Genomic DNA, 20,090 nt, shown 5'->3' with positions numbered 1-20,090 from the left:
CGATCGGCAACAAAGAATGCCGGCGGCAGGCTCCCGACACTAACAAGACGGGACACCGTGAGGACAAAACGATGACTTTCCGCTCAAAACTTTTCGCAACCGTGGCGTTCCCGGTGCTTTCCGCGTCGCTGATCGCGACGCCGGCACTCGCCGATGCCCTCATGAAGCCGTTCGAAGTCGCCCAGGACAGCGGCGAGCAGGCCCAGCCGTCCGAAGAAGAGCTGCTGCAGCAGCGCCAGGCCGAAGAACAGCGCGCCGCCGAGGAAGAGGCGCAGCGCCAGGCCGAGGAGCAGCAGCGCGCCGCCGAGGAAGAAGCCCAGCGTGCGGCGGAGGAGCAGCAGAAGGCTGCCGAGCAGGAAGCCCAGCGCCAGGCTGAGGAACAGCAGAAGGCCGCTGAGGAAGAGGCGCAGCGCCAGGCCGAGGAGCAGCAGCGCGCCGCCGAGGAAGAAGCCCAGCGCGCGGCCGAGGAGCAGCAGAAGGCCGCCGACGAGGAAGCCCAGCGCGCGGCCGCCGAGCAGCAGAAGGCTGCCGACGAGGAGGCGCAGCGTCAGGCCGAGGAACAGCAGAAGGCTGCTGACGAGGAAGCCCAGCGTGCCGCCGCCGAGCAGCAGAAGGCTGCCGACGAGGAGGCGCAGCGTCAGGCCGAGGAACAGCAGAAGGCCGCCGACGAGGAAGCCCAGCGTGCCGCCGCCGAGCAGCAGAAGGCCGCGGACGAGGAGGCCCAGCGTCAGGCTGAAGAACAGCGGAAGGCCGCCGAGGAACAGCAGCAGCAGACCGAGCAGCAGCAGCCGGCGGAAGAACAGCCCGTCGAGCAGCAGCCGGCTATCGTGACCGACGAGCAGCAGCAGCAGCCCGCCGACGGCAGCACGGCGGAGCAGCCCGCTGAAGGCGGCACCGAGCAGCCGGCGACGGCCGAGACCGGTGAAACGCCTGCCGGCGAGCCGGTTCCGGAAGTCGTCGACACGCTTTCGCCTGAGGAAAAGCAGGCCATCGCCGAAGACCCGGGCAAGACGGACGAAACGGTCGTGCTGCCGGTCGAAAACGGTGCTGCCGTGCTCGACAGCGACAAGGACGCCGACAATACCGGTGGCCGCATGAGCCGCGAGGAGCGCCGCAAGCAGCGCGAGGAGCTGCGGGCCCAGGAAGAGGTTCCGCTGCCGGTTTCCGACGATTCGGCGCAGGCCGAAATTCCGCAGGAGGTCCGCGAGGCCGTTCCGCAGAAGATCGAGGCCGCCATCAAGGAAGAGGGCCAGCGTGTCGACGCCGCGCCGGTCTTCGCGGTGCCGGAGACGACCAACATCGTCAACAACACCGTGATCAACAACACGGTCATCAACAACAACACCGTGAACAACAACACGGTGAACAACAACGTGACGCAGGTGAACGTGGTCGAGACGATCGACAACCGCACCGTTCTGTCGGTCGGAAACCAGCTGATCGTGCGTGGCGACGACCGTCCGCGCCTGCGCCGGGATTCCGAGGAAGTCTATTACGACGAGCTCGCCCGGGGCCGCACGCGCGAAACGATCGTTCGTCCCGGCGGCGTGCAGATCATCACGATCTACAACCGCTATGGCGACGTCATCCAGCGCTCGCGCATCGGCCGCGACGGCCGCGAGTATATCCTCGTCTATGCGCCGGAACTGGAAGATGATGCACCGCGCCCCGACCTCGTGGACGTCGGCTACGAGCTGCCGCCGATGCGCCTGCGCATTCCGCTGCGCGACTATATCGTCGACACATCGAGCGACCCGGACCGCGACTACTACGAGTTCCTCTCCGAGCCGCCGGTGGAGCGGGTGGAGCGCGTCTACACGATCAACGAGGTGAAGCAGTCCGCCCGCCTGCGTGACAAGGTCCGCCGTATCGACCTGGATACCGTGACCTTTGCCACCGGCAGCGCGGAAGTGCCGATGTCGCAGGCACGCACGCTGCGCAAGGTCGCAGAGGCGATGTCGAAGATCCTCGACAAGGATCCGGGCGAGACCTTCCTCATCGAAGGCCATACGGACGCCGTCGGTTCGGACAAGTCGAACCTCGTCCTGTCGGACCGCCGCGCCGACTCCGTCGCCAGCCTGCTCACCGAGGTCTACGGCATCCCGCCGGAAAACCTCCAGACGCAAGGTTACGGCGAGCGCTTCCTGAAGGTACGCACGCAGTCTGCCGAACAGCAGAACCGCCGCGTGACCATCCGCCGTGTGACCACGCTGGTCCGCCCGGTCGCCAGCGCCAACTGATCCGGCCTCACGCCGCTTTGCAAAACGAAAAACCCGCCGGTGGAAGCCGGCGGGTTTTTCTTTGGTCCTTCGAGTTGTTCAGGCCATGCGGGGCCGCGTTGCGTCAGGCGGCGTGATGCCGGCCGAGGCCGTCCTCGCGGATCAGGTCGAGATCACGCGTCTTGAAGTGATCGATCTTCTCGTTGAGAATCTGCACGCGGCGGCGCAGGCCGTGGATTTCGGCGGTGTTCTCCTCGACCATGGTCGCGTTCTGCTGCGTGATCAGCTCGACCTGATGCACGGCCTGGTTCACCTCGTTGATGCCCTCGTATTGGGCGGCGGCGGCATGCTCGATCTTGCTTACCAGCGAGTGGATGGACGAGATGTGCTGGTTGATGACGGTGAGGGCTTCGCCCGTCTCGGTGACGAGGGACACGCCGTTGCGCACCTGTGCGGAGCTGTCTGAGATAAGGCCCTTGATCTCCCGGGCGGCACCTGCGCAACGCTGGGCGAGTTCACGCACCTCCTGCGCCACGACCGCGAAACCGCGGCCGGCCTCGCCGGCGCGGGCCGCCTCGACGCCGGCATTGAGCGCCAGAAGGTTCGTCTGGAAGGCGATCTCGTCGATGACGCTGATGATGGTGCTGATCTTCTCCGAGGACTTGTTGATCTGGTCCATGGCGTCGACGGCCTTGGCCACGACGTCGCCGGAGCGGCGGGCGTAGCTCTGGGTCTCATCGACGGAGACGGCGGTCTGCTGCGCGCTTTCGGCCGTCGAGCGGACGATATCGGTGAGTTGGCGCAGCGCCCGCGAGCTTTCCTCCAGGGCGGCGGCCTGCTGCTCCGTGCGGCGGGCGAGGTCGTCGGCGGAGGTGGCGAGGTTGCCGGTGCCGCTGTTGATCTCCACCGTCGTGGCGCGAACGTCCGACAGCGTGACGCGCAGCGCCTCCACGGCATTGTTGTAGGTGCGCGCCATGGCGACATATTCGGCAGCAAGCGCCTCCGTCATGCTTTCCTCAAGGTTGCCGGCGGCGAGCTGGCCGAGCACGTTGGAAAGCGCCGTCAGCGCCTCGGTCTGCTCCGCCTCGATGCGGGCACGCTCGCTGGCGCGGCGGGCCTGTTCCTCGGCCGTCAGCTGGCGCTGGGCTTCGGCTTCCTGTTCCAGGCGGATGTTTTCGAGCGCGGCGTCGCGGAAGACGGCGACCGAGCGCACCATGTCGCCGATCTCGTCGCCACGGTTGCGGCCGTCGATGGAGATGTCGAGGTCGCCGGAGGCGAGGCGCGACATGGCTTCCGTCACGCGCTTGAGCGGGCCGCGCAACGTTTCCACGAGCATCAGGCCGCCGATGATGGCCAGGAGCGTGCCGGCGACCATCGCGATGATCGAAACATTGGCCGAACGCTGGCTGTCCTGCTTGCCGGCTTCCTGCGCGCTGGAGACGAATTGTTCGAGCGTCTGGCTGGCATCGGCGACGGAGACATAGGCGCTGGCGCGGGCGGCCTGCCAGGTCTCGCCGACGGCAATCAGGTTCTGCGTGCCTTTCTCGACGCGCTCCAGCGACGGCGCGAGCTTCTGGGAGAGATCGCGCAGGGCGGCGTTCTTGGCGCCGAGCTTGGCGAGTTCGGCCGCGCTGGCGGAGACGTTCTTCACGTCGGCCAGCACCGCGTCGCGGCTCGTCTGATCGAGCTTGCGGTGGAGTTCGCTGATATGCAGACGGGTCTCGCCGATCGCCTTGAACGTATCGTTCATCAGGGAGATCAGCGTCTTCAGCGTCGCGATTTCGGCATCCATGCCGACGAAGCGCTTGGCGGCAGTGTCGGAATTGGCGCCGGCGGCCTTGGTGAAGTCCGCCTCGTACTTGGCGAGCTTGCCGAGGACGGGCACGAATTTCAGCTTCTTGCCTTCGGCATCGTCGCTGCCGGCGAGGATCGCCTTCACGGCCTCGATTTCAGCCTCGAACGGCTTGATCTGGCCGAGCGCCTTCTCCGAGGCGATCGCCTTGGATTCGCCCAGCTGCTTGACGAGCTGCGGCAGGTAGGTCTCGGCGGCCTTTACCTTGTCCTCGGCCTTCATCGCCAGCGCGACGGGCTTGCGGAACTTGCCGATGCGTTCGGCAAGGCCCTGATAGGCCGCGGCGTCGAACAGCAGGGCCTTGGCGAAGGCTTCCTTTTCGCCCGATTCGCCGCGGATGACGTCGATCTGCTTTTCGGCGAACTCGCCGTCCTTGGTCATCGCTGCCAACGCACCCTCGAGGTCGGCCGTCACGGCGTTGCGTTCCTGGTCGATGGCCCAGAGGTTTTCCGTCTGGCCGCGCATGGTGGTGGCGAGCGCGACGACCGAGGCGATCTTGGCCTTCTCCGCTTCGTCGGGAAGGAGGGCTTGGAGATCCTGGATGCCGGCCTCCTGCTCGTCGATGCGCGCGGCGAGCGCATCGCGCGTCGCCTGGCTCGGCCTGTCGGAAAAGTCCTGCAGGGCGGTGCGCAGGTTCTGGAAGTGCGACAGGCTGTTGATCGTCTCGCGCGTGACCGTCATGTGGCCGTTCAGCGTGCTCGCAGTGAAATATCCCACGAGGCCGATACCCGCGATCAGCGCGATGAGAGGGATAACGAACAGCAGCACCTTGGTGACGATGCGGCGCTGTTGCAGCAGGCGATCGATGAAGGACATGGCTTCCCCGGCATGTTTATGACGATCAACATTCCCGGGGGTGATCACAAAAAACGGAAAGGGCCACTCATGCCCTTGCGTGGGCGCGGCCTGCCTTCCGTCGTTCCGTGGCATTACCGGTCGTTCATCCACCGGCATGCCTTCACCCGTCGCATCATGCGATCGTTCATTGGGGTGCGGTAACGATAGGCGCGGAAGTTTAATGAAATACTTCCCACAAGCGGCTGAAATTCAGGCTTTTCCAGACAATTGTACCGGTTCCGTGCCCAAGACGGCAGCAAAAGCCCGTTCTTTGGTCAAAGCAATGCTTCATTGAGCGGAATCGGGGATGCAAGCGGCGAGTATCCGGCTTATGACTGACGCGGATATGCATGGAATCATTCTTCATGAGCTTTACCGCAAATACCAGGGGGGCGCTCTTCATGGTCGTCGCCATGGCCGGCTTCACCTGTAACGACGCGCTCGTCAAATCCGTCACCCACAGCATGAATGCGGGGCAGATCCTGTTCATACGCGGGCTGATGACGAGCGTGCTCGTTCTGGGCATCGCGGCCTGGATGGGAGCGATCTGTTCCTGGCGCGTGCTCGTGCAGCCGGCGGTGCTGCTGCGTCTGGTGGCGGAGATCGTCGCTTCGCTTGCCTATGTTTCGGCGCTCGGGGCCATGCCGCTTGCCAACACGTCGGCCATCCTCCAGTCGCTGCCGCTTGCGGTGACGCTTGGGGCGGCCCTTTTCCTTGGAGAAACCGTGGGATGGCGGCGCTGGGCGGCGATCCTTGCCGGCTTCGTCGGCGTGCTGATCGTCATCCGGCCGGGCCCGGAAGGATTTTCGCTGGCCGCGATCTATGTCGTCGCGTCGGTCATCGGGGCGGCCGCGCGCGATCTTTCCACCCGCCGGATAAGCCGCGACGTGCCGTCGATCTTCATCAGCGGCGCGACCGCCATCGCCATCACCCTGGTCGGCGGCGCGCTGGTCGTGCCGCTCGGCGGCTGGCAGCCGATGACGCTGGAGACGCTCGCACGCCTGGCGGGGGCAAGCGTGCTGCTTCTCGTCGGCTACCAGACCATCGTCAACGCCATGCGCATTGGGGAAATCTCGTTCATCGCGCCATTCCGCTACACGTCGCTGATCTGGGCGATGACCATCGGCTTCCTGGCCTTCGGCGAGGTCCCGGATTTCTGGATGGCGGTCGGCGTGGCGATCATCGTGGCGTCGGGGCTCTATGCCTTCTCGCGCGAGAATATCCGCAAGCAGGTGCCGCTCGCGCAGCAATCGAAGCCTGAATCGCCATGACGGAAGCGTAGGAGGAGCGGATGATATGGCGGATATGATACCCGGTATCGTGCTTGCCGGCGGCCTGTCGTCGCGCATGGGGCGGGACAAGGCCGGCATCCGGCTTGGCGGGATTTCGCTGCTCGATCACGCGATCCGGCAACTGCGGCCGCAGGTTTCCACCGTCGCCATCAACGCGAACGGGCCGGTCGTGAGCGCGGAAGGCGAGGGGCTGGCGGTCTTTCCCGATCTCGATGCCACGCGCTCCGGTCCGCTCGGTGGTGTGGCGGCGGGGCTCGACCACGCGCGCCGCCATCATCCGGACGCCCGCCATGTCGCGACGGTGCCGACGGACAGCCCGTTCTTTCCCGCCGATCTCGTCGCGCGCCTGCATGAGGCTGCCGATGCGCCGGACCGGATCGTCGTTGCCCGGTCGGCGGATGGCCTGCATCCGGTCTTCGCGCTCTGGCCCGTCGCTGTTGTCGACGACCTTGCCGCATGGCTCGCAAGCGGTGCCGTCCTGCGGGTGCGCAGCTTCCTCGATCGCCACGACGCGCGGGAAGTGACCTTCCAACCGGTCGAGACTCCTGCGGGGCCGCTCGATCCCTTCTTCAACATCAACACGCCGGACGATCTCGACGCGGCGGAACGTTGGCTTGAGGTGCTGAAACGATGACACGACCGAAGATCTTCGGCATTGCCGGCTGGAAGAACTCCGGCAAGACGGGGCTTGCGGTGCGCCTCGTGACGGAACTGGTCGGGCGCGGCTACCGGGTCTCCACCATCAAACACGCCCATCACGACTTCGATATCGACAAGGTGGGCGCCGATAGCTACCGGCACCGGCAGGCGGGCGCGCATGAGGTGACGATCGTTTCGGGCACGCGCTACGCCATCATGCACGAGTTGCGCGGCGCGCCCGAGCCCTCGTTCGAGGAAATCCTCGGCCGGCTGGCGCCGTGCGATCTGGTGCTGATCGAAGGCTACAAGCGCGAGCCGATCCCGAAGATCGAGGCGCGGCGGCTGGAATCGGCCAACCGCGAACCGCTTGCGCCCACCGATCCGCATATCGTGGCCATCGCGGCCGACCATGCCGTGGCGGATACGGCGCTGCCGGTCTTCGACCTCGACGATACGAAGACGATCGCGGATTTCGTGGTGGCGGTGACGGGTCTCGACGGCTGACGGCGTCAGCCGCCGGTCACGCTCATGTGGCGCGCGACGGCGGGGCGGTTACGACGGTCGATGATGAAGTCGTGTCCCTTGGGCTTGCGCCCGATGGCCTCGTCGATGGCCTGCGAGAGCAGGGCGTCGTCATCGGAGGCGCGCAGCGGCAGGCGCAGGTCGGCGGCGTCGTTCTGGCCGAGGCACATATAGAGCGTGCCGGTGCAGGTGAGGCGCACGCGATTGCAGCTTTCGCAGAAATTGTGCGTCATCGGCGTGATGAAGCCGAGACGTCCGCCGGTCTCCTCGACCGTCACGTAACGTGCCGGACCGCCGGTGCGGTAGGCATTCTCGGTGAGCGTGAATTCCTCGGCGAGGCGGGCACGCATCTCCGACAGGGGCAGGTAACGGTCGGTGCGGTCTTCCTCGATCTCGCCCATCGGCATGGTCTCGATGAGGGTGAGGTCCATGCCGCGACCATGGGCCCAGCGCATCAGGTCGGGGATTTCGCGGTCGTTGAAGCCGTTCAGCGCCACCGCGTTGATCTTGATCTTGAGGCCGGCGGCCTGGGCGGCATCGATGCCCTCCATGACCTTGGAGAGATCGCCCCAGCGGGTGATGGTCTTGAATTTCTCCGCATCGAGCGTGTCGAGCGAGACATTGATGCGGCGCACGCCGCAATCGGCAAGCTCCGCCGCATGTTTGGCGAGCTGCGAGCCGTTCGTGGTCAGCGTGAGTTCGTCGAGCGTGCCGGCATGGACGTGGCGGCCGAGTTCGCGCACCAGATGCATGATGTTCTTGCGCACCAGCGGCTCGCCGCCGGTCAGCCGCAGTTTGCGCACACCCTTGGCGATGAAGGCGCAACAGAGCCGGTTCAGCTCTTCGAGCGTGAGGAGGTCCTTCTTGGGCAGGAAGGTCATGTTCTCCGCCATGCAATAGGTGCAGCGGAAATCGCAGCGGTCGGTGACCGAGACGCGCAGATAGGTGACGGCCCGGCCGAAGGGATCGATCATCGGGGCGGCGGATTGCGCGACGGGGTCGGCGCCAGTCCAGGGGCCAATATGCGAATTCAAGACACGTCCTCCATGACCGTCATGTCGTGCGCCAGGGGCGCATCGTCAAGCCGGTGCGGCGATTATGACAGCATTTTGCGCCTTGCGCATCCCCGGCTTGCGGCATAGTCCTTCGCGAAAGCGTGAAGAAAGGAATGGACATGGGCGATCTCTGGCCGACCGAACTGCGTGTCTCCAAGGACCGCCAGCGCCTTGTCGTCACCTTCAACGACGGCGCAAGCTTCGACCTTTCCGCCGAGCTGCTGCGCGTGCTTTCGCCCTCGGCCGAGGTGCAGGGCCATGGACCGGGCCAGAAGGTGACGGTTCCGGGCAAGCGCAATGTCGCCATCCTGTCCATGACGCCGACGGGCAATTATGCCGTGCGCATCGGTTTCGACGACCGTCACGATACCGGCATCTACACCTGGTCCTATCTGCGGGAACTCGGGGAAAACGGGGCCGATCTCTTCGCCGACTACGAGCGCGAGCTTGCGGAGAAGGGCATGAGCCGCGATATATCGGAAAAGCCGCGATAACCGGACAGCCCGTCGGGGGCGGTGTCCAGCCAGCCCGGACGGGAGATGCCCTTGGCCGCAGAAGCGAATGCAAACGATCTGACGCAGGTCGTCGTCCTCCTTGCGGCGGGCGTCGCGGCGGTTCCCATCTTCAAGAAGATCGGCCTCGGCTCGGTACTCGGCTATCTCGCAGCCGGCCTCGTGGTCGGACCGTTCGGCTTCGGCTTCTTTGCCGATCCGCAGGCGATCATCCATGTCGCCGAACTCGGCGTGGTGATGTTCCTCTTCATCATCGGCCTGGAGATGCAGCCGTCGCGATTGTGGGGCATGCGCAAGGATATCTTCGGGCTCGGGGCGGTTCAGGTGATCGGCGCGATCGCCGCGCTGACCTGTATCGGCCTGTCCTTCGGCTTTCCGCTCATTCCCTCCTTCGTGGCCGGCACCGGCTTCGTGATGACCTCGACTGCCATCGTCATGCAGATGCTGCAGGAACGGGGAACGATGTCCACGCTCAAGGGGCAGCGCATCATCGCCATCCTGCTCTTCGAGGATCTCGCCATCGTGCCGCTGCTCGCCATCGTCGCCCTCCTGGGCACGGGGGCTTCGGCCGCGGACGCGTCCGACCGCTGGATTTCCGTCGGCATCGCCATCGGCGCCGTCGTCGCGCTGGTGCTGGCGGGGCGTTATCTGCTCAATCCGCTGTTCCGGGTGCTGGCATCGTCAGGCGCGCGCGAGGTGATGACCGCTGCGGCGCTGCTCGTCGTGCTCGGCTCGGCGCTCGCCATGCAGGTATCGGGCCTCTCCATGGCCATGGGGGCGTTCCTCGCCGGCGTGCTGCTCTCCGAATCCGCCTTCCGCCATCAGTTGGAGGCCGATATCGAGCCGTTCCGCGGCATCCTGCTCGGCCTGTTCTTCCTGGGCGTCGGCATGGCGATCGATCTCTCGGTCATCGCGGCCAACTGGCAGCTCGTGGCGGCGAGCGTCGTCGGCTACATGGTCGCCAAGATGCTGCTGATCTACGTTGTGGCCCGGTTGCTCGGCACCTGCCACGCCGAAAGCCTCGAGCGCGCGGTGCTGATGGCGCAGGGCGGCGAATTCGCCTTCGTCCTCTATGCGGCGGCCGTGTCGGCCGGCATTTTCGACGCGCAGTCCAACGCGATCCTGACGGCGACGATCATCATCTCGATGATCCTGACGCCGCTGATGGTGATCGCCCACGACCGGCTGGTGCCGAAAAAGGCGCCGTCGACCGAAGGACTGACGCTGCCGGAAAATGTCGAGGGCACGGTCCTCATCATCGGCTTCGGCCGGTTCGGCCAGATCGTCAGCCAGCCGCTGCTGGCACGCGGCTACACGCTGTCGCTGATCGACAGGGACGCCGAATTCGTGCGCGATGCCTCCGAGTTCGGCTTCAAGGTCTATTACGGCGACGGGGCGCGCATCGATATCCTGCACGCGGCCGGCGCCGGAACCGCCAAGGCGATCCTGATCTGCGTGGACGACAAGGAGGCCGCGCTCAAGATCGCCGAGGTGGTGAAGGGGGAGTTTCCGCTCGTGCCGCTCCTGGCGCGCGCCTTCGACCGCGGCCATGCGCTGGACCTCGTGCATGCCGGCGTCGACTTCCAGATCCGGGAAACCTTCGAATCGGCGGTGGCCTTCAGCCGCGAAACGCTGAAGGCGCTCGGTGAAGACGACGACGTCGCCGAGGATGTGGTGGAAGACTTTCGCGACGTGGACCGCGAACGCTTCGCGATGGAGACGGTCGGCGGCATCTATGCCGGCCGCCAGCTCATTCGCGGCAATGCGCAGCCCGCCGACATCATCGCGGCGCGTACCGGCCGTGCACGCGCGGCCGCGGAAGAGGAGCGACATCGCCGCGAGGAAGAACAGGAAAATTGACGTTTCACAAACGTCTCTAGCGACTCACCAAAATATGCGTCATGTCTAATTAAAATCGACATGAGGCGCTCATGAACAAGGGTAGGCTCGAGGCATTCAGCGATGGCGTCATCGCCATCATCATCACCATCATGGTTCTTCAGCTGGCCGTGCCGAAAGAGCCGACATTGGCGGCTCTCGTGCCGATGGTGCCGATCTTCCTCGGCTACCTCCTGAGCTTCGTCTATGTGGCGATCTACTGGAACAATCATCACCACCTGCTCACTGTCTGCGGAAACGCCAGCGGCGGCGTGCTGTGGGCGAACATGCACCTGTTGTTCTGGATGTCGCTCATTCCCTTCGTCACGGCCTGGATGGGCAACAATCCGTCGGCGCCGATCCCGACGGCCCTTTACGGCGTCATCCTGCTTCTGACGGCCGTCGCCTACGAGATCCTGCAGATACGGATCGTGGCCGTCCATCCCGACAAGTCGCGCATACGCAGCGCGCTGGGGCGTGATTTCAAGGGGCGGTTTTCGCCCGTGTTCTATTTTGCCGCCATCGTGCTGGCCTTTGTCTCACCCGTGATTTCCCACGTGCTCTATGCAGCGGTCGCGCTCCTGTGGATCGTGCCCGACCGCCGCCTCGAACAGCTCTACCAGAAGGACGCGCCATGACGGCAAGCGAGGACCAGCGTTTCATCCATTCCGCCTGCCTGCGTGTCCGCGGCACGGCGAGCGAGGGCAAGGTCGCCTTCGCCGAGCTCTTCTTCGATCTCGTCTTCGTCCTGACGATCATCCAGCTCTCCCATTCGCTGGCCGCGCACTATTCACCGCTCGGTCTCGTCGAGGCGGCGCTGCTGATGCTGGCGATCTGGTGGGTGTGGATCTACACGACCTGGGCGACGAACTGGCTGGATCCGGACAAGTCGCCGGTGCGCCTGCTGCTGTTCGTGCTGATGTTCCTGGGGCTTCTGCTTTCCATTGCGATTCCTACGGCCTTCGGGTCCGGCGGGCTGCTCTTCGCGCTGACCTATGTCGCCATGCAGGTCGGCCGCTCCGCCTTCACCGCCCACGCCATGCGCCGCGACTGGCCGGAGAACAGCCGGAACTTCACACGCATCACCGTCTGGACGATCTTCTCGGCGGTGTTCTGGATTGCCGGCGCCCTCGTCGAGCATGAGGCGCGGCTGGCGCTCTGGCTCGTTGCGCTTGCCATCGAATATGCGTCGCCGGCGCTCGGTTTCGCCGTGCCGGGACTTGGCCGCTCGTCCGTCAGCGACTGGCAGGTCTCCGGCGAGCACATGGCGGAACGCTGCGCGCTCTTCGTCATCATCTGCCTTGGCGAGACCATCCTCGTCACGGGGCGCACGGTCGCGGGCATGGAACTGCTCGACGGCTTCACCATCTTCCTGCTGCTCATCGCCTTCGTCTCGACGGCGACCATGTGGTGGATCTACTTCCGGTTCGGCCATGGCGAGGCGGCGCATCTGATCGAGCATTCGCCGACGCCCGGCCGCATCGCCCGCATGGCCTTCACCTATGCGCATATTCCGATCGTCGCGGGGATCATCCTGTCGGCGGTGGCCGAGGAATTCGCGCTCGCCCATCCGCTGGGCCACCTCGATGCGAAGACGGCAAGCGCCATCATCGGCGGACCCGTGGTCTTCCTGCTCGGCAATATCTGGTTCAAGGCGACGATCCGCGGGCGCTCGCCGCTCTCGCACATCGTCGGCGTCGCCGCGCTCCTAGCGCTTTCCGTCATCGTGCCGTTCGTCGAGCCCTACCAATTGTTCATGGCGGCAGGGATCGTGCTCTTCGGCGTGGCGCTTTGGGAATTCTTCTCGCTGAAATCCACCCCGGCGGACGCGCTCACGCAGGCCTAACCGTCATCGGCATCGTCCGCGGGCTCCATCGTCTGGAGGATGCGGATGATGTCCTCCATGGCGTCGGCGACCTGCAGGCAGCGATCCTCCGGCGTGCGGGACAGGGTGCGCTCGATGAGGCCGGTCTGGATCGCCATGGCCTGCATCGTCAGGTCTCGGCCGCTCCCTGTCAGCGAAAGACGCAGGATGCGCTTGTCCTTCGCATCGGGCCGGCGCTCGATGAGGCCGCGCTTTTCAAGCTGCGGCAGAAGCATGCTCATGTTCGAACGGCCGACCAGCAGCTTGCGGGCAAGCTCCTGCTGCGAGATGCCGTCGAAGCGATAGAGGTTGATCAGGATGTCGAGATGCGGCGTCTTGATATCGAGGTCCGCGATCGCGCGCGTCATCGCCTGCTGCATGAGCTGGCAGGCCCGCGCCACGCCGATCCAGCTGCGAAAGCGCGGATGATCCCAGGGAAAGGCTTGATTTTCGTTCATCGTTGTACTTTATTGTTCAGCATTGAACATTTTTATGGTTTCCCACTATGGCATCCTTTGGCTTGAAGGTCATCCGGCTCGCGCTGTCGGGCGTGGCCGCCGTCTCACCCGATGCGGCCGGCCGCGCGGCTTTCCGGATTTTTGCCACGACGCCGGGACGCCGGCCGCGCACCGCCAAGGAAAAGGAGCTTTTCGCGCGCTCCGAAGGCTGGATGCGGCAGGCACAGCGCGTGACGCTCGCATTCGACGGACGGGTGGCGGTCGCCCACCGTTTCGCCGCCCGGCCATGCGTGGCCTTCGCCGGGCGGGTTCTGGTCGTGCATGGATGGGGTTCGCGGGCGGCCTATCTTTCCGCGCTGACGGAGGAACTGGTCGCGGCCGGCCATGAGGTCGTGGCGCTCGACCTGCCGGGGCACGGTGCCGCGCGCGGGCGCACGCTCACCCTGCCGATGGCGGTGCGGGCGATCGATGCGGCCTGGCAGCGCTTCGGCGGCTTCGACTATTTCTGCGGCCATTCCTTCGGCGGTGCGGCCCTTGCCTGCGCGGCGAGCGGCCTCGTGCCCGCCGTTCCGGCGCACCGGCCGCGCCGGCTCGTGACCATCGGTTCGCCGAGCGAGATGACCTGGCTTTTCAAGGATCTCGGGCGCTACCTGAAGCTCGGGCCGCGGGCGCAGACCGCGCTGGAAAGCCATGTCGAAAGCATTGCCGGCGCGCCGCTGTCGGCCTTCGATGCGGCAAGCGCGGCGGGCGGGCTGGACACGCCCATGCTCGTGCTGCATGCCGAAGACGACAAGGAGGTTCCCGCCCACCATGCGCGCCGCTACGCGGCCGCCGGACCCAACGTCACGCTGGAATGGGCGAACGGCTTCGGCCACCGGCGCATCGTTTCGGCGGCGCCCGTCATCGACCGCATTGTCGGCTTCTTTGCGGAGGATCGGCAGCGGATAGCCGCCTGAGGGGCTTTTCGTCACGCCACTGTCATGGAAAGGTGCGATCCGCCCGGTTTGGACAGAGCATGGAGAAGCACATGACCGTCGTGACGTCAGTCGAACAGTTGAACGCCCTTTATGGAGCGCCGGGCGAGTCATCGCTCGTCAAGGTCACGGACCATGTCCTGCCGGAACATCGCACCATGATCGAGGCCTCGCCGTTCATGGCGCTGGCGACCGTCGGGCCGGAAGGGCTCGATTGCTCGCCGCGCGGCGATGCCGACGCCGTCATCCATATCGAGGACGACCGCACGCTGATGCTGCCGGACTGGCGCGGCAACAACCGGATCGATTCGCTCTCCAACATCGTGCGCGATCCGCGTGTCGCATTGCTGTTTCTTATCCCCGGCTCCAACACCACGATGCGCGTGAACGGCCGCGCGGTGGTTCGCATCGACGAGGCGATCACGCAACGGTTCGTGATGGACGGGCGCCATCCGCGTTCGGTCGTGGTGATTGCGGTCGAGGAGGTCTATTCCCAGTGCGCCCGCGCGGTTTTGCGGGCCGACCTCTGGAACCCCGACAAATTCCGCGACACGGCGCAACTGCCGACCGTCGGGCAGATGCTTGCTTCCGCCAAGAAGGGGTTCGACGGCGAAGCCTATGATCGCGAATGGCCGGGCAGGGCCGCGAAGACGATGTGGTAGGCGCCGGCGAATATGGCGCCACGCAGAATCGTCTTATCCCTGATCGTGAATGGCTTTAGCCGAAATCTGGAGTTGGAAATGCGGACAGGACTTTTTGCGGCAGCACTTGCCGGCATGTTTGTGGCCTCAATGGGGGTTGCCCGGGCGGATGAACTGATCGAGAGCTACAATGCCTATATCGGCCAGGACGATCTCTACAATTCCAGCAATGAGCGCCTGACGCAGCCCTGGCAGGTGATCCGCCAGGACCGGGCGAACGTGCACCGCTTCGGCATCCGCCAGCCGGGCGATGAGACGGACGGCTTCTTCGCCTCGGCACGCAACCGCGAACTGGCCGAGCGCATGCTCAGCCACGGCCGCATCGACAGCGGTGCCGCGCGTCTGCTGCTGGAAGGCGATGTGCGCATCAATGTCCAGATCTGGCGCGGCGCCCACGGCGACTACATCAACATCAATGTCGACTAAGCGCCTTCTTGCGGGCGTGACTGCCGTTTTCCTCGCCGCCTGCCCGGCGGGGGCGGCGGAACCGGATCTCGCGGTCCGTCTCAAGCTTCTGGTGGAAGCCTACCCGGAAAGCCTCTCCGGCGTGGAGGGCAACGCGCTCATCTTCAAGGACGGCGGCCCGCCGCTCGAGATAGACGACGGCAAGGTCAAGGATCATCCGACGATGCTTGCCTCCGGCGATGTCGAGGACAGCCTGCGGCAGATCTATCCGCTCGGGCCCTGCGAGCGGAAGCCGGAGGTCAATTTCGATCCCGGCCGCATCCGCAGCGATGCGCTGATGATGCGGCTCTTCGGTGCATCGGCCAAGGCGGTCGGGGCTGATCTCGTGCCCGTCGCGTGGTTCGGCGAGACGGTGCGCGTGACGAAGCGGCAGGGCGCGGCGGCGGCGCTGGAGAAGGTGCGCGATGCGCTTGCGGCGAAGCCCGAGCTGAAGCGGTATCTGTCGCCTTCGGCGGGCGTGTTCAACTGGCGCAAGGTCTCCGGCGCGAAGAACATGTCGGTGCACAGTTTCGGCGCCGCAATCGATCTCAACACGAAATTTGCGGATTACTGGATCTGGTCCGGCGGAAAGCCGGGCAGGGTGCCGACATATGCCAACAAGTATCCGCTGGAGATCGTGGAGATTTTTGAACAGCACGGCTTCATCTGGGGTGGCCGCTGGTATCACTACGACACGATGCATTTCGAGTACCGGCCCGAACTGATCGCCATCGCAAAAGCGGCGGGCGCTTCAGCCTGTCGCTGAGTTTGGTTCAATCGCGCACGATGACGGTGGCGCCGGCGGAGACCTGCGCGTAGAGGTGCTCGACATCCTCGTTTGCCATGCGGATGCAGCCCGAGGATTGCGCCTTGCCGAGCGATGACGGCTGGTTGGTGCCGTGGATGCGGTAGATGGTCGAGCCGAGATAGATGGCGCGCGAGCCGAGCGGATTGTCGAGGCCGCCCTTCATCGAGACGGGCAAGACCTTGCCCTTCCTGGCTTCACGGTCGCGCATCTCTTGCGGCGGTGTCCAGGTCGGCCATTCGGCCTTGCGCGTCACCTTTTCCGTCCCGGTCCAGATGAAACCCGCACGACCGACGCTGACGGCATATTTCATCGCAAGGCCGGAGCCGAGGACGTGATAGAGGCGACGCTCCGAGTTGACGACGATGATGGTGCCGGGCGCGACCTTCTCGTTGAAAGCGACGAGTTCGCGGGCGATGGGAGCACGCGAGACCGCGGCGATCTTCTTGTCCGAGGCGATTGGCTTGCCGCTCGACAGCACCTGAAGTCAGCCGGCCTTATGTGTTGCGGACGAGAGCGAGGATACCTCGATCGGATCTGTGGATTGACCGGCGGCGAAGGCGCCGGAGGTGGAAACAAGCCCTGCGATGAGGGCGATAGCGAGCGTTTTCATGATCCTGTCCCTGTCGGAGCATCCGGCCTCGCCGGCTTTTCGATGGGACTGTTCTAGGATCGCGGCAGCGCCCGCGCTGTTCCTCGCGGAACAGAGCCGCATGCGCGGCCGATCAGAAGGGCTGTATCCAGACCAGGCTGCTCAGCATCAGGGCGGCGATCATCGTCATTTCGAAAAATCCGGTTTGCATGGCGCTTGTCTCCTTGCTTGCCACACAAACGCACGATTTCCGTCCCGGTTCCGCCGGATATGCGGCGCGCCGAAAAATTCCTTGCCGAAACGTAAAAACGGCGCCGCAAGGGCGCCGTTTCGAACCGAGCGCCGTCGCTATCGCCTGTAGATCAGCCAGTTCTTGGCGAAATCCTTCTTCATGCCGTCCTCGAAGGGCATCGTGCGGTTTCGGCCGCCGTTCTTGGCGCAGTAAAGCGCGATGTCGGCCTTCGAATAGAGTTCGCCGGGGCCTTCCGCCGATGAGGCCATGCACAGGCCGAGCGATATGGTGATGGGACCGTAATTGACGCCGGTCTTGGAGTTCTTGAAGGGCGTGTGCTCCAGCGCGACGCGGACGCGCTCGGCGATAGCGATCACCTCTTCCTCGTTGTTGCCCTCGATAATCATGGCGAATTCCTCGCCGCCCGTGCGCGCGACCAGGATGTCCTTGCGGACATTCGCGCGGATCACGCTGCCGACGGAGGCGAGGATCTTGTCGCCGACGGGATGGCCGTAGGTATCGTTGATCTTCTTGAAATGATCGATATCGGCGAGAATGAGCCCGGTGACATTGTGTGCCATCGTGGAGTTGTAGATGGCCGACAGCTTGTCGTCGAAGGCGCGGCGATTGGCGAGTTGGGTCAGCGAGTCGGTGGAGGCGATGCGCTTGTACTCGTCGAGTTCCTTGCGCACGCTCTCCATTTCGAGCGATTTCTGCGCGACATTCTCCACCATCACCTTGCCCTGGCTGATGGTGTCGCCGGTCGCCTCGGTCAGCACGCCGATGACGCTTCTGATGAGGTCCATGCTGGTGGCGTTCTTGCCGGTGATGCGCACGACCGTCTCGTCGAGGAGCCGGTTGTAGCTTTCCAGCGACGTCTGCTCCTGCCTGAGCAGGCGGAGCAGCCCTTCGAGTTCGCCGACAATGCGCGTATGCACGCCGTCCATGGCGGTGACGCCGTGGTGATGGCCGAAATACTGCGAGCCGATCTCGTCCAGCTCTTCCTGCGTGGCCTTGCTGCCGAGGGCCGCAAGTTCGCGGGTCAGCTTCGGATTCGAGCCGATATAGGCCTCGTAGAACAGCTCGTAATTTCGTGGAATGGGCGAGATGCCCATAATGCGCATGGCATAGGTGACCTGCGCCGCGATGTCCGGCACCTGGACCTTCTGCGCGACTGCCGTGTTCATGGCACCTGCCCCCGAGCGGTTTGATACAGGCCCGTAAAATAAAGGGAAAATGCTTTGGGAATGATTAACGTTTTTCGTTTTCCGCTCGGGGAGGCAGATAAAAAAAGGCCGCAGATCGTTGAATCTGCGGCCTTTTGTCGGAGCGTGCCGTTTGGCGTCAGCCGGGCATGATCATCTTTTCGGGGCGAACGACCGCGTCGAATTCCTCGTTGGTGACGTAACCGCCGCCGACGGCTTCCTCACGCAGCGTGGTGCCGTTCTTGTGGGCCGTCTTGGCGATCTTGGCGGCATTATCGTAGCCGATCTTCGGGGCGAGCGCGGTCACGAGCATCAGCGAGCGGTCGAGTGCGGCCTTGATGTTGTCCTCGCGCGCCTCGATGCCGACGACGCAATTGTCGGTAAACGAGATCGCCGCATCCGACAGCAGCTGCACGGACTGCAGGAAGTTGTAGGCCATCAGCGGATTGAAGACGTTCAGCTCGAAATGGCCCTGGCTGCCGGCGAAGGTCAGCGAGGCATGGTTGCCGAAAACCTGCGCGCAGACCTGGGTGAGGGCTTCGCACTGGGTGGGGTTGACCTTGCCCGGCATGATCGACGAGCCGGGCTCGTTTTCCGGCAGGGCGAGTTCGCCGAGGCCCGAGCGCGGGCCGGAGCCGAGGAAGCGGATGTCGTTGGCGATCTTGAAGAGCGCGGCGGCGGCCGCATTGATCGCGCCATGCGAGAACACCATGGAATCATGGGCGGCGAGCGCCTCGAACTTGTTCGGCGCGGTCTTGAAGGCGATGCCGGTGATCTCGGCGATATGATCGGCGACCTTCTCGGCGAAACCGATCGGCGCGTTGAGGCCGGTGCCGACGGCGGTGCCGCCCTGGGCGAGTTCGCACAGGCCCGGCAGCGTCAGTTCGATGCGCTTGATGGAGGAGGCGACCTGCGCGGCATAGCCGGAGAATTCCTGGCCGAGCGTCAGCGGGGTGGCGTCCTGCGTGTGCGTGCGGCCGATCTTGATGATGTGGTCGAACGCCTTGACCTTGGCTTCCAGCGCCGCATGCAGGTGCTTCAGCGCCGGCAGCAGGTCGTGGACGATGCGTTCGGCGCAGGCGATGTGCATGGCCGTCGGATAGGTGTCGTTGGACGACTGGCTCATGTTGACGTGGTCGTTGGGGTGCACCGGCTTCTTGGAGCCCATGACGCCGCCGAGCATTTCGATGGCCCGGTTGGAGATGACCTCATTGGCGTTCATATTGGACTGGGTGCCCGAGCCGGTCTGCCAGACGACGAGCGGGAAGTGATCGTTGAGCTTGCCGTCGATGACTTCCTGCGCGGCTTCGACGATTGCCTTGCCGATGGCCGGATCGAGACGATCCAGCTCCATGTTGGCGCGGGCGGCCGCCTGCTTGACGATGCCGAGCGCACGAACGACGGAGAGCGGCTGCTTTTCCCAGCCGATCTTGAAGTTGCCGAGCGAGCGCTGGGCCTGCGCGCCCCAATAGCGGCTGTTGTCCACTTCGATGGGGCCGAATGTATCCGTTTCCGTGCGCGTCGATGTCATAGTGCTTCCCGCTTCTCCGAGCCCATGCGATGAGGTCTGCCGCCGGCGTTGCCGCCGCATGGGGCGCGGCAGGCCGGGCGAGCGCGGGCCGGGAACGGCGGGCGCGCTGGCGCGAAAAAATCGCGCAAATCTCTGGCCCATCTGCGACCCAGTTGCAAGGGGCGGCCGGCTCCCGCGGTGGAAGACTTTCGGCTAAAATCGATTAGGCCGCGTCGCGACGATGAAGCGTCGCTCAAAGGCGCGTTTCGGCTGTGCCTTTTGCATCACAACCCGCCAGCGATTTTTTTTGCCCGCCGTGCGCCACCGTGTCCCGTGCAGGGCTGCGAACGCAAAAATGCGAGCCGGTTCAAATTTTTATGCCGTCCCAACCGTTCCCTGCGCAAGTGATCGGCATAACGGTTTTGTGAGGGCGGTAAGGGCATATGGGGTGAGGGCGTTTCCTTTTCATTCACCATCCTTTCCTATAACTTACCGGCCT

General features: G+C 64.7%; 20 protein-coding genes. 13 read left to right on the top strand and 7 right to left on the bottom strand.

Features of this window, described 5'->3' with window-relative positions; translation table 11 throughout:
- Positions 1 to 71: 71 nt before the first annotated feature.
- Complete coding sequence (locus tag GR158_RS00345) at positions 72 to 2,240, top strand: OmpA family protein (protein ID WP_160869228.1); 2,169 nt, start codon at positions 72 to 74, stop codon at positions 2,238 to 2,240.
- Positions 2,241 to 2,343: 103 nt separating this feature from the next.
- On the opposite strand, the gene GR158_RS00340 is transcribed toward GR158_RS00345, so the two are convergent.
- A complete protein-coding gene (locus GR158_RS00340; protein ID WP_160869226.1) occupies positions 2,344 to 4,887 on the bottom strand; it encodes a methyl-accepting chemotaxis protein in 2,544 nt (847 codons plus the stop codon).
- A gap of 386 nt (positions 4,888 to 5,273) precedes the next feature.
- Here GR158_RS00340 and GR158_RS00335 point away from each other — a divergent pair, with 386 nt between their 5' ends.
- Genes GR158_RS00335 through mobB form a run of 3 tightly spaced genes read left to right on the top strand, consistent with a single transcriptional unit; the run spans position 5,274 to position 7,343 of the window.
- Positions 5,274 to 6,179 carry a DMT family transporter gene (locus GR158_RS00335; protein ID WP_160869224.1) on the top strand — a complete coding sequence of 302 codons (906 nt, stop codon included), beginning with the start codon at positions 5,274 to 5,276 and terminating at the stop codon, positions 6,177 to 6,179.
- Between the two features lie 25 nt (positions 6,180 to 6,204).
- The gene (gene mobA, locus GR158_RS00330) at positions 6,205 to 6,834 is read left to right on the top strand and encodes a molybdenum cofactor guanylyltransferase MobA (RefSeq protein WP_160869222.1); all 630 of its coding nucleotides are present in this window, start codon (positions 6,205 to 6,207) and stop codon (positions 6,832 to 6,834) included.
- Positions 6,831 to 7,343 carry a molybdopterin-guanine dinucleotide biosynthesis protein B gene (gene mobB / locus GR158_RS00325; protein WP_160869220.1) on the top strand — a complete coding sequence of 171 codons (513 nt, stop codon included), beginning with the start codon at positions 6,831 to 6,833 and terminating at the stop codon, positions 7,341 to 7,343. The genes mobA and mobB overlap by 4 nt, the downstream gene beginning before the upstream one ends.
- A 5-nt stretch (positions 7,344 to 7,348) precedes the next feature.
- Here the strand turns inward: mobB and moaA are convergent, their stop codons facing one another.
- On the bottom strand, positions 7,349 to 8,335 hold the full coding sequence (gene moaA, locus GR158_RS00320) for a GTP 3',8-cyclase MoaA (RefSeq protein ID WP_160869933.1): 987 nt from the start codon (positions 8,333 to 8,335) through the stop codon (positions 7,349 to 7,351).
- Positions 8,336 to 8,535: 200 nt separating this feature from the next.
- On the opposite strand from moaA, the gene GR158_RS00315 reads away from it, so the two are divergent.
- From GR158_RS00315 to GR158_RS00300, 4 genes are all read left to right on the top strand, one after another.
- Positions 8,536 to 8,910, top strand: a complete 375-nt coding sequence (locus GR158_RS00315) for a gamma-butyrobetaine hydroxylase-like domain-containing protein (RefSeq protein ID WP_160869218.1) — start codon at positions 8,536 to 8,538, stop codon at positions 8,908 to 8,910.
- Between the two features lie 45 nt (positions 8,911 to 8,955).
- Positions 8,956 to 10,788 (top strand): monovalent cation:proton antiporter-2 (CPA2) family protein, encoded by a 1,833-nt coding sequence (locus GR158_RS00310; RefSeq protein WP_371731603.1) that lies wholly within the window; start codon positions 8,956 to 8,958, stop codon positions 10,786 to 10,788.
- 71 nt (positions 10,789 to 10,859) lie between these two features.
- The gene (locus GR158_RS00305) at positions 10,860 to 11,444 is read left to right on the top strand and encodes a TMEM175 family protein (protein ID WP_134649994.1); all 585 of its coding nucleotides are present in this window, start codon (positions 10,860 to 10,862) and stop codon (positions 11,442 to 11,444) included.
- The gene (locus GR158_RS00300; RefSeq protein ID WP_160869214.1) at positions 11,441 to 12,652 is read left to right on the top strand and encodes a low temperature requirement protein A; all 1,212 of its coding nucleotides are present in this window, start codon (positions 11,441 to 11,443) and stop codon (positions 12,650 to 12,652) included. The genes GR158_RS00305 and GR158_RS00300 overlap by 4 nt, the downstream gene beginning before the upstream one ends.
- Here GR158_RS00300 and GR158_RS00295 read toward each other — a convergent pair.
- A complete protein-coding gene (locus GR158_RS00295; protein ID WP_160869212.1) occupies positions 12,649 to 13,128 on the bottom strand; it encodes a MarR family winged helix-turn-helix transcriptional regulator in 480 nt (159 codons plus the stop codon). The genes GR158_RS00300 and GR158_RS00295 overlap by 4 nt on opposite strands.
- A 47-nt stretch (positions 13,129 to 13,175) precedes the next feature.
- Between GR158_RS00295 and GR158_RS00290 the strand changes: the two genes are divergently transcribed.
- The 4 genes from GR158_RS00290 to GR158_RS00275 all read left to right on the top strand — a co-directional run bounded on the left by GR158_RS00290 (position 13,176) and on the right by GR158_RS00275 (position 16,013).
- Positions 13,176 to 14,084: an alpha/beta hydrolase gene (locus tag GR158_RS00290; protein ID WP_160869210.1), complete on the top strand. Its 909-nt coding sequence runs from the start codon at positions 13,176 to 13,178 to the stop codon at positions 14,082 to 14,084.
- Between the two features lie 71 nt (positions 14,085 to 14,155).
- Positions 14,156 to 14,764, top strand: coding sequence for a pyridoxamine 5'-phosphate oxidase family protein (locus GR158_RS00285; protein ID WP_134649990.1), 609 nt, complete (start codon positions 14,156 to 14,158; stop codon positions 14,762 to 14,764).
- A 78-nt stretch (positions 14,765 to 14,842) separates the two neighbouring features.
- Entirely contained in the window at positions 14,843 to 15,229 is a 387-nt protein-coding gene (locus GR158_RS00280) for a hypothetical protein (protein ID WP_160869208.1), read from the top strand.
- Positions 15,219 to 16,013 carry a M15 family metallopeptidase gene (locus tag GR158_RS00275; RefSeq protein ID WP_160869206.1) on the top strand — a complete coding sequence of 265 codons (795 nt, stop codon included), beginning with the start codon at positions 15,219 to 15,221 and terminating at the stop codon, positions 16,011 to 16,013. Before GR158_RS00280 ends, GR158_RS00275 begins: the two co-directional genes overlap by 11 nt.
- 7 nt (positions 16,014 to 16,020) lie before the next feature.
- Here the strand turns inward: GR158_RS00275 and GR158_RS00270 are convergent, their stop codons facing one another.
- Together GR158_RS00270 and GR158_RS25480 are read right to left on the bottom strand one after the other, a co-directional pair.
- Positions 16,021 to 16,533: a L,D-transpeptidase gene (locus GR158_RS00270; RefSeq protein WP_160869204.1), complete on the bottom strand. Its 513-nt coding sequence runs from the start codon at positions 16,531 to 16,533 to the stop codon at positions 16,021 to 16,023.
- Positions 16,534 to 16,539: 6 nt separating this feature from the next.
- Positions 16,540 to 16,665: a hypothetical protein gene (locus GR158_RS25480; RefSeq protein ID WP_256365801.1), complete on the bottom strand. Its 126-nt coding sequence runs from the start codon at positions 16,663 to 16,665 to the stop codon at positions 16,540 to 16,542.
- Here GR158_RS25480 and GR158_RS00265 point away from each other — a divergent pair.
- Positions 16,664 to 17,005 carry a hypothetical protein gene (locus GR158_RS00265; RefSeq protein WP_160869202.1) on the top strand — a complete coding sequence of 114 codons (342 nt, stop codon included), beginning with the start codon at positions 16,664 to 16,666 and terminating at the stop codon, positions 17,003 to 17,005. The two genes, GR158_RS25480 and GR158_RS00265, sit on opposite strands and share 2 nt — an antisense overlap.
- Here the strand turns inward: GR158_RS00265 and GR158_RS00260 are convergent.
- Together GR158_RS00260 and fumC are read right to left on the bottom strand one after the other, a co-directional pair.
- Positions 16,993 to 18,063, bottom strand: a complete 1,071-nt coding sequence (locus tag GR158_RS00260; RefSeq protein ID WP_160869200.1) for a GGDEF domain-containing protein — start codon at positions 18,061 to 18,063, stop codon at positions 16,993 to 16,995. The genes GR158_RS00265 and GR158_RS00260 overlap by 13 nt on opposite strands.
- A 157-nt stretch (positions 18,064 to 18,220) precedes the next feature.
- Positions 18,221 to 19,672: a class II fumarate hydratase gene (fumC, locus tag GR158_RS00255; RefSeq protein ID WP_329959090.1), complete on the bottom strand. Its 1,452-nt coding sequence runs from the start codon at positions 19,670 to 19,672 to the stop codon at positions 18,221 to 18,223.
- Between the last annotated feature and the right edge of the window lie 418 nt (positions 19,673 to 20,090).

It is taken from the genome of Shinella sp. AETb1-6 (assembly GCF_009826875.1).
GTDB classification, from domain to species: domain Bacteria; phylum Pseudomonadota; class Alphaproteobacteria; order Rhizobiales; family Rhizobiaceae; genus Shinella; species Shinella sumterensis.
Note: the sequence above shows the minus strand (reverse complement) of the source record. Positions and strands in the feature narration are given on the sequence as shown.

Excerpts from the sequence above, each read along its gene's own strand:
- GR158_RS00345 (WP_160869228.1), top strand. The coding sequence starts at position 72 with ATGACTTTCCGCTCAAAACTTTTCGCAACCGTGGCGTTCCCGGTGCTT.
- GR158_RS00340 (WP_160869226.1), bottom strand. The coding sequence starts at position 4,887 with ATGTCCTTCATCGATCGCCTGCTGCAACAGCGCCGCATCGTCACCAAG.
- GR158_RS00335 (WP_160869224.1), top strand. The coding sequence starts at position 5,274 with ATGAGCTTTACCGCAAATACCAGGGGGGCGCTCTTCATGGTCGTCGCC.
- mobA (WP_160869222.1), top strand. The coding sequence starts at position 6,205 with ATGGCGGATATGATACCCGGTATCGTGCTTGCCGGCGGCCTGTCGTCG.
- mobB (WP_160869220.1), top strand. The coding sequence starts at position 6,831 with ATGACACGACCGAAGATCTTCGGCATTGCCGGCTGGAAGAACTCCGGC.
- moaA (WP_160869933.1), bottom strand. The coding sequence starts at position 8,335 with ATGATCGATCCCTTCGGCCGGGCCGTCACCTATCTGCGCGTCTCGGTC.
- GR158_RS00315 (WP_160869218.1), top strand. The coding sequence starts at position 8,536 with ATGGGCGATCTCTGGCCGACCGAACTGCGTGTCTCCAAGGACCGCCAG.
- GR158_RS00310 (WP_371731603.1), top strand. The coding sequence starts at position 8,956 with ATGCCCTTGGCCGCAGAAGCGAATGCAAACGATCTGACGCAGGTCGTC.
- GR158_RS00305 (WP_134649994.1), top strand. The coding sequence starts at position 10,860 with ATGAACAAGGGTAGGCTCGAGGCATTCAGCGATGGCGTCATCGCCATC.
- GR158_RS00300 (WP_160869214.1), top strand. The coding sequence starts at position 11,441 with ATGACGGCAAGCGAGGACCAGCGTTTCATCCATTCCGCCTGCCTGCGT.
- GR158_RS00295 (WP_160869212.1), bottom strand. The coding sequence starts at position 13,128 with ATGAACGAAAATCAAGCCTTTCCCTGGGATCATCCGCGCTTTCGCAGC.
- GR158_RS00290 (WP_160869210.1), top strand. The coding sequence starts at position 13,176 with ATGGCATCCTTTGGCTTGAAGGTCATCCGGCTCGCGCTGTCGGGCGTG.
- GR158_RS00285 (WP_134649990.1), top strand. The coding sequence starts at position 14,156 with ATGACCGTCGTGACGTCAGTCGAACAGTTGAACGCCCTTTATGGAGCG.
- GR158_RS00280 (WP_160869208.1), top strand. The coding sequence starts at position 14,843 with ATGCGGACAGGACTTTTTGCGGCAGCACTTGCCGGCATGTTTGTGGCC.
- GR158_RS00275 (WP_160869206.1), top strand. The coding sequence starts at position 15,219 with ATGTCGACTAAGCGCCTTCTTGCGGGCGTGACTGCCGTTTTCCTCGCC.
- GR158_RS00265 (WP_160869202.1), top strand. The coding sequence starts at position 16,664 with ATGATCCTGTCCCTGTCGGAGCATCCGGCCTCGCCGGCTTTTCGATGG.
- GR158_RS25480 (WP_256365801.1), bottom strand. The coding sequence starts at position 16,665 with ATGAAAACGCTCGCTATCGCCCTCATCGCAGGGCTTGTTTCCACCTCC.
- GR158_RS00260 (WP_160869200.1), bottom strand. The coding sequence starts at position 18,063 with ATGAACACGGCAGTCGCGCAGAAGGTCCAGGTGCCGGACATCGCGGCG.
- fumC (WP_329959090.1), bottom strand. The coding sequence starts at position 19,672 with ATGCGGCGGCAACGCCGGCGGCAGACCTCATCGCATGGGCTCGGAGAA.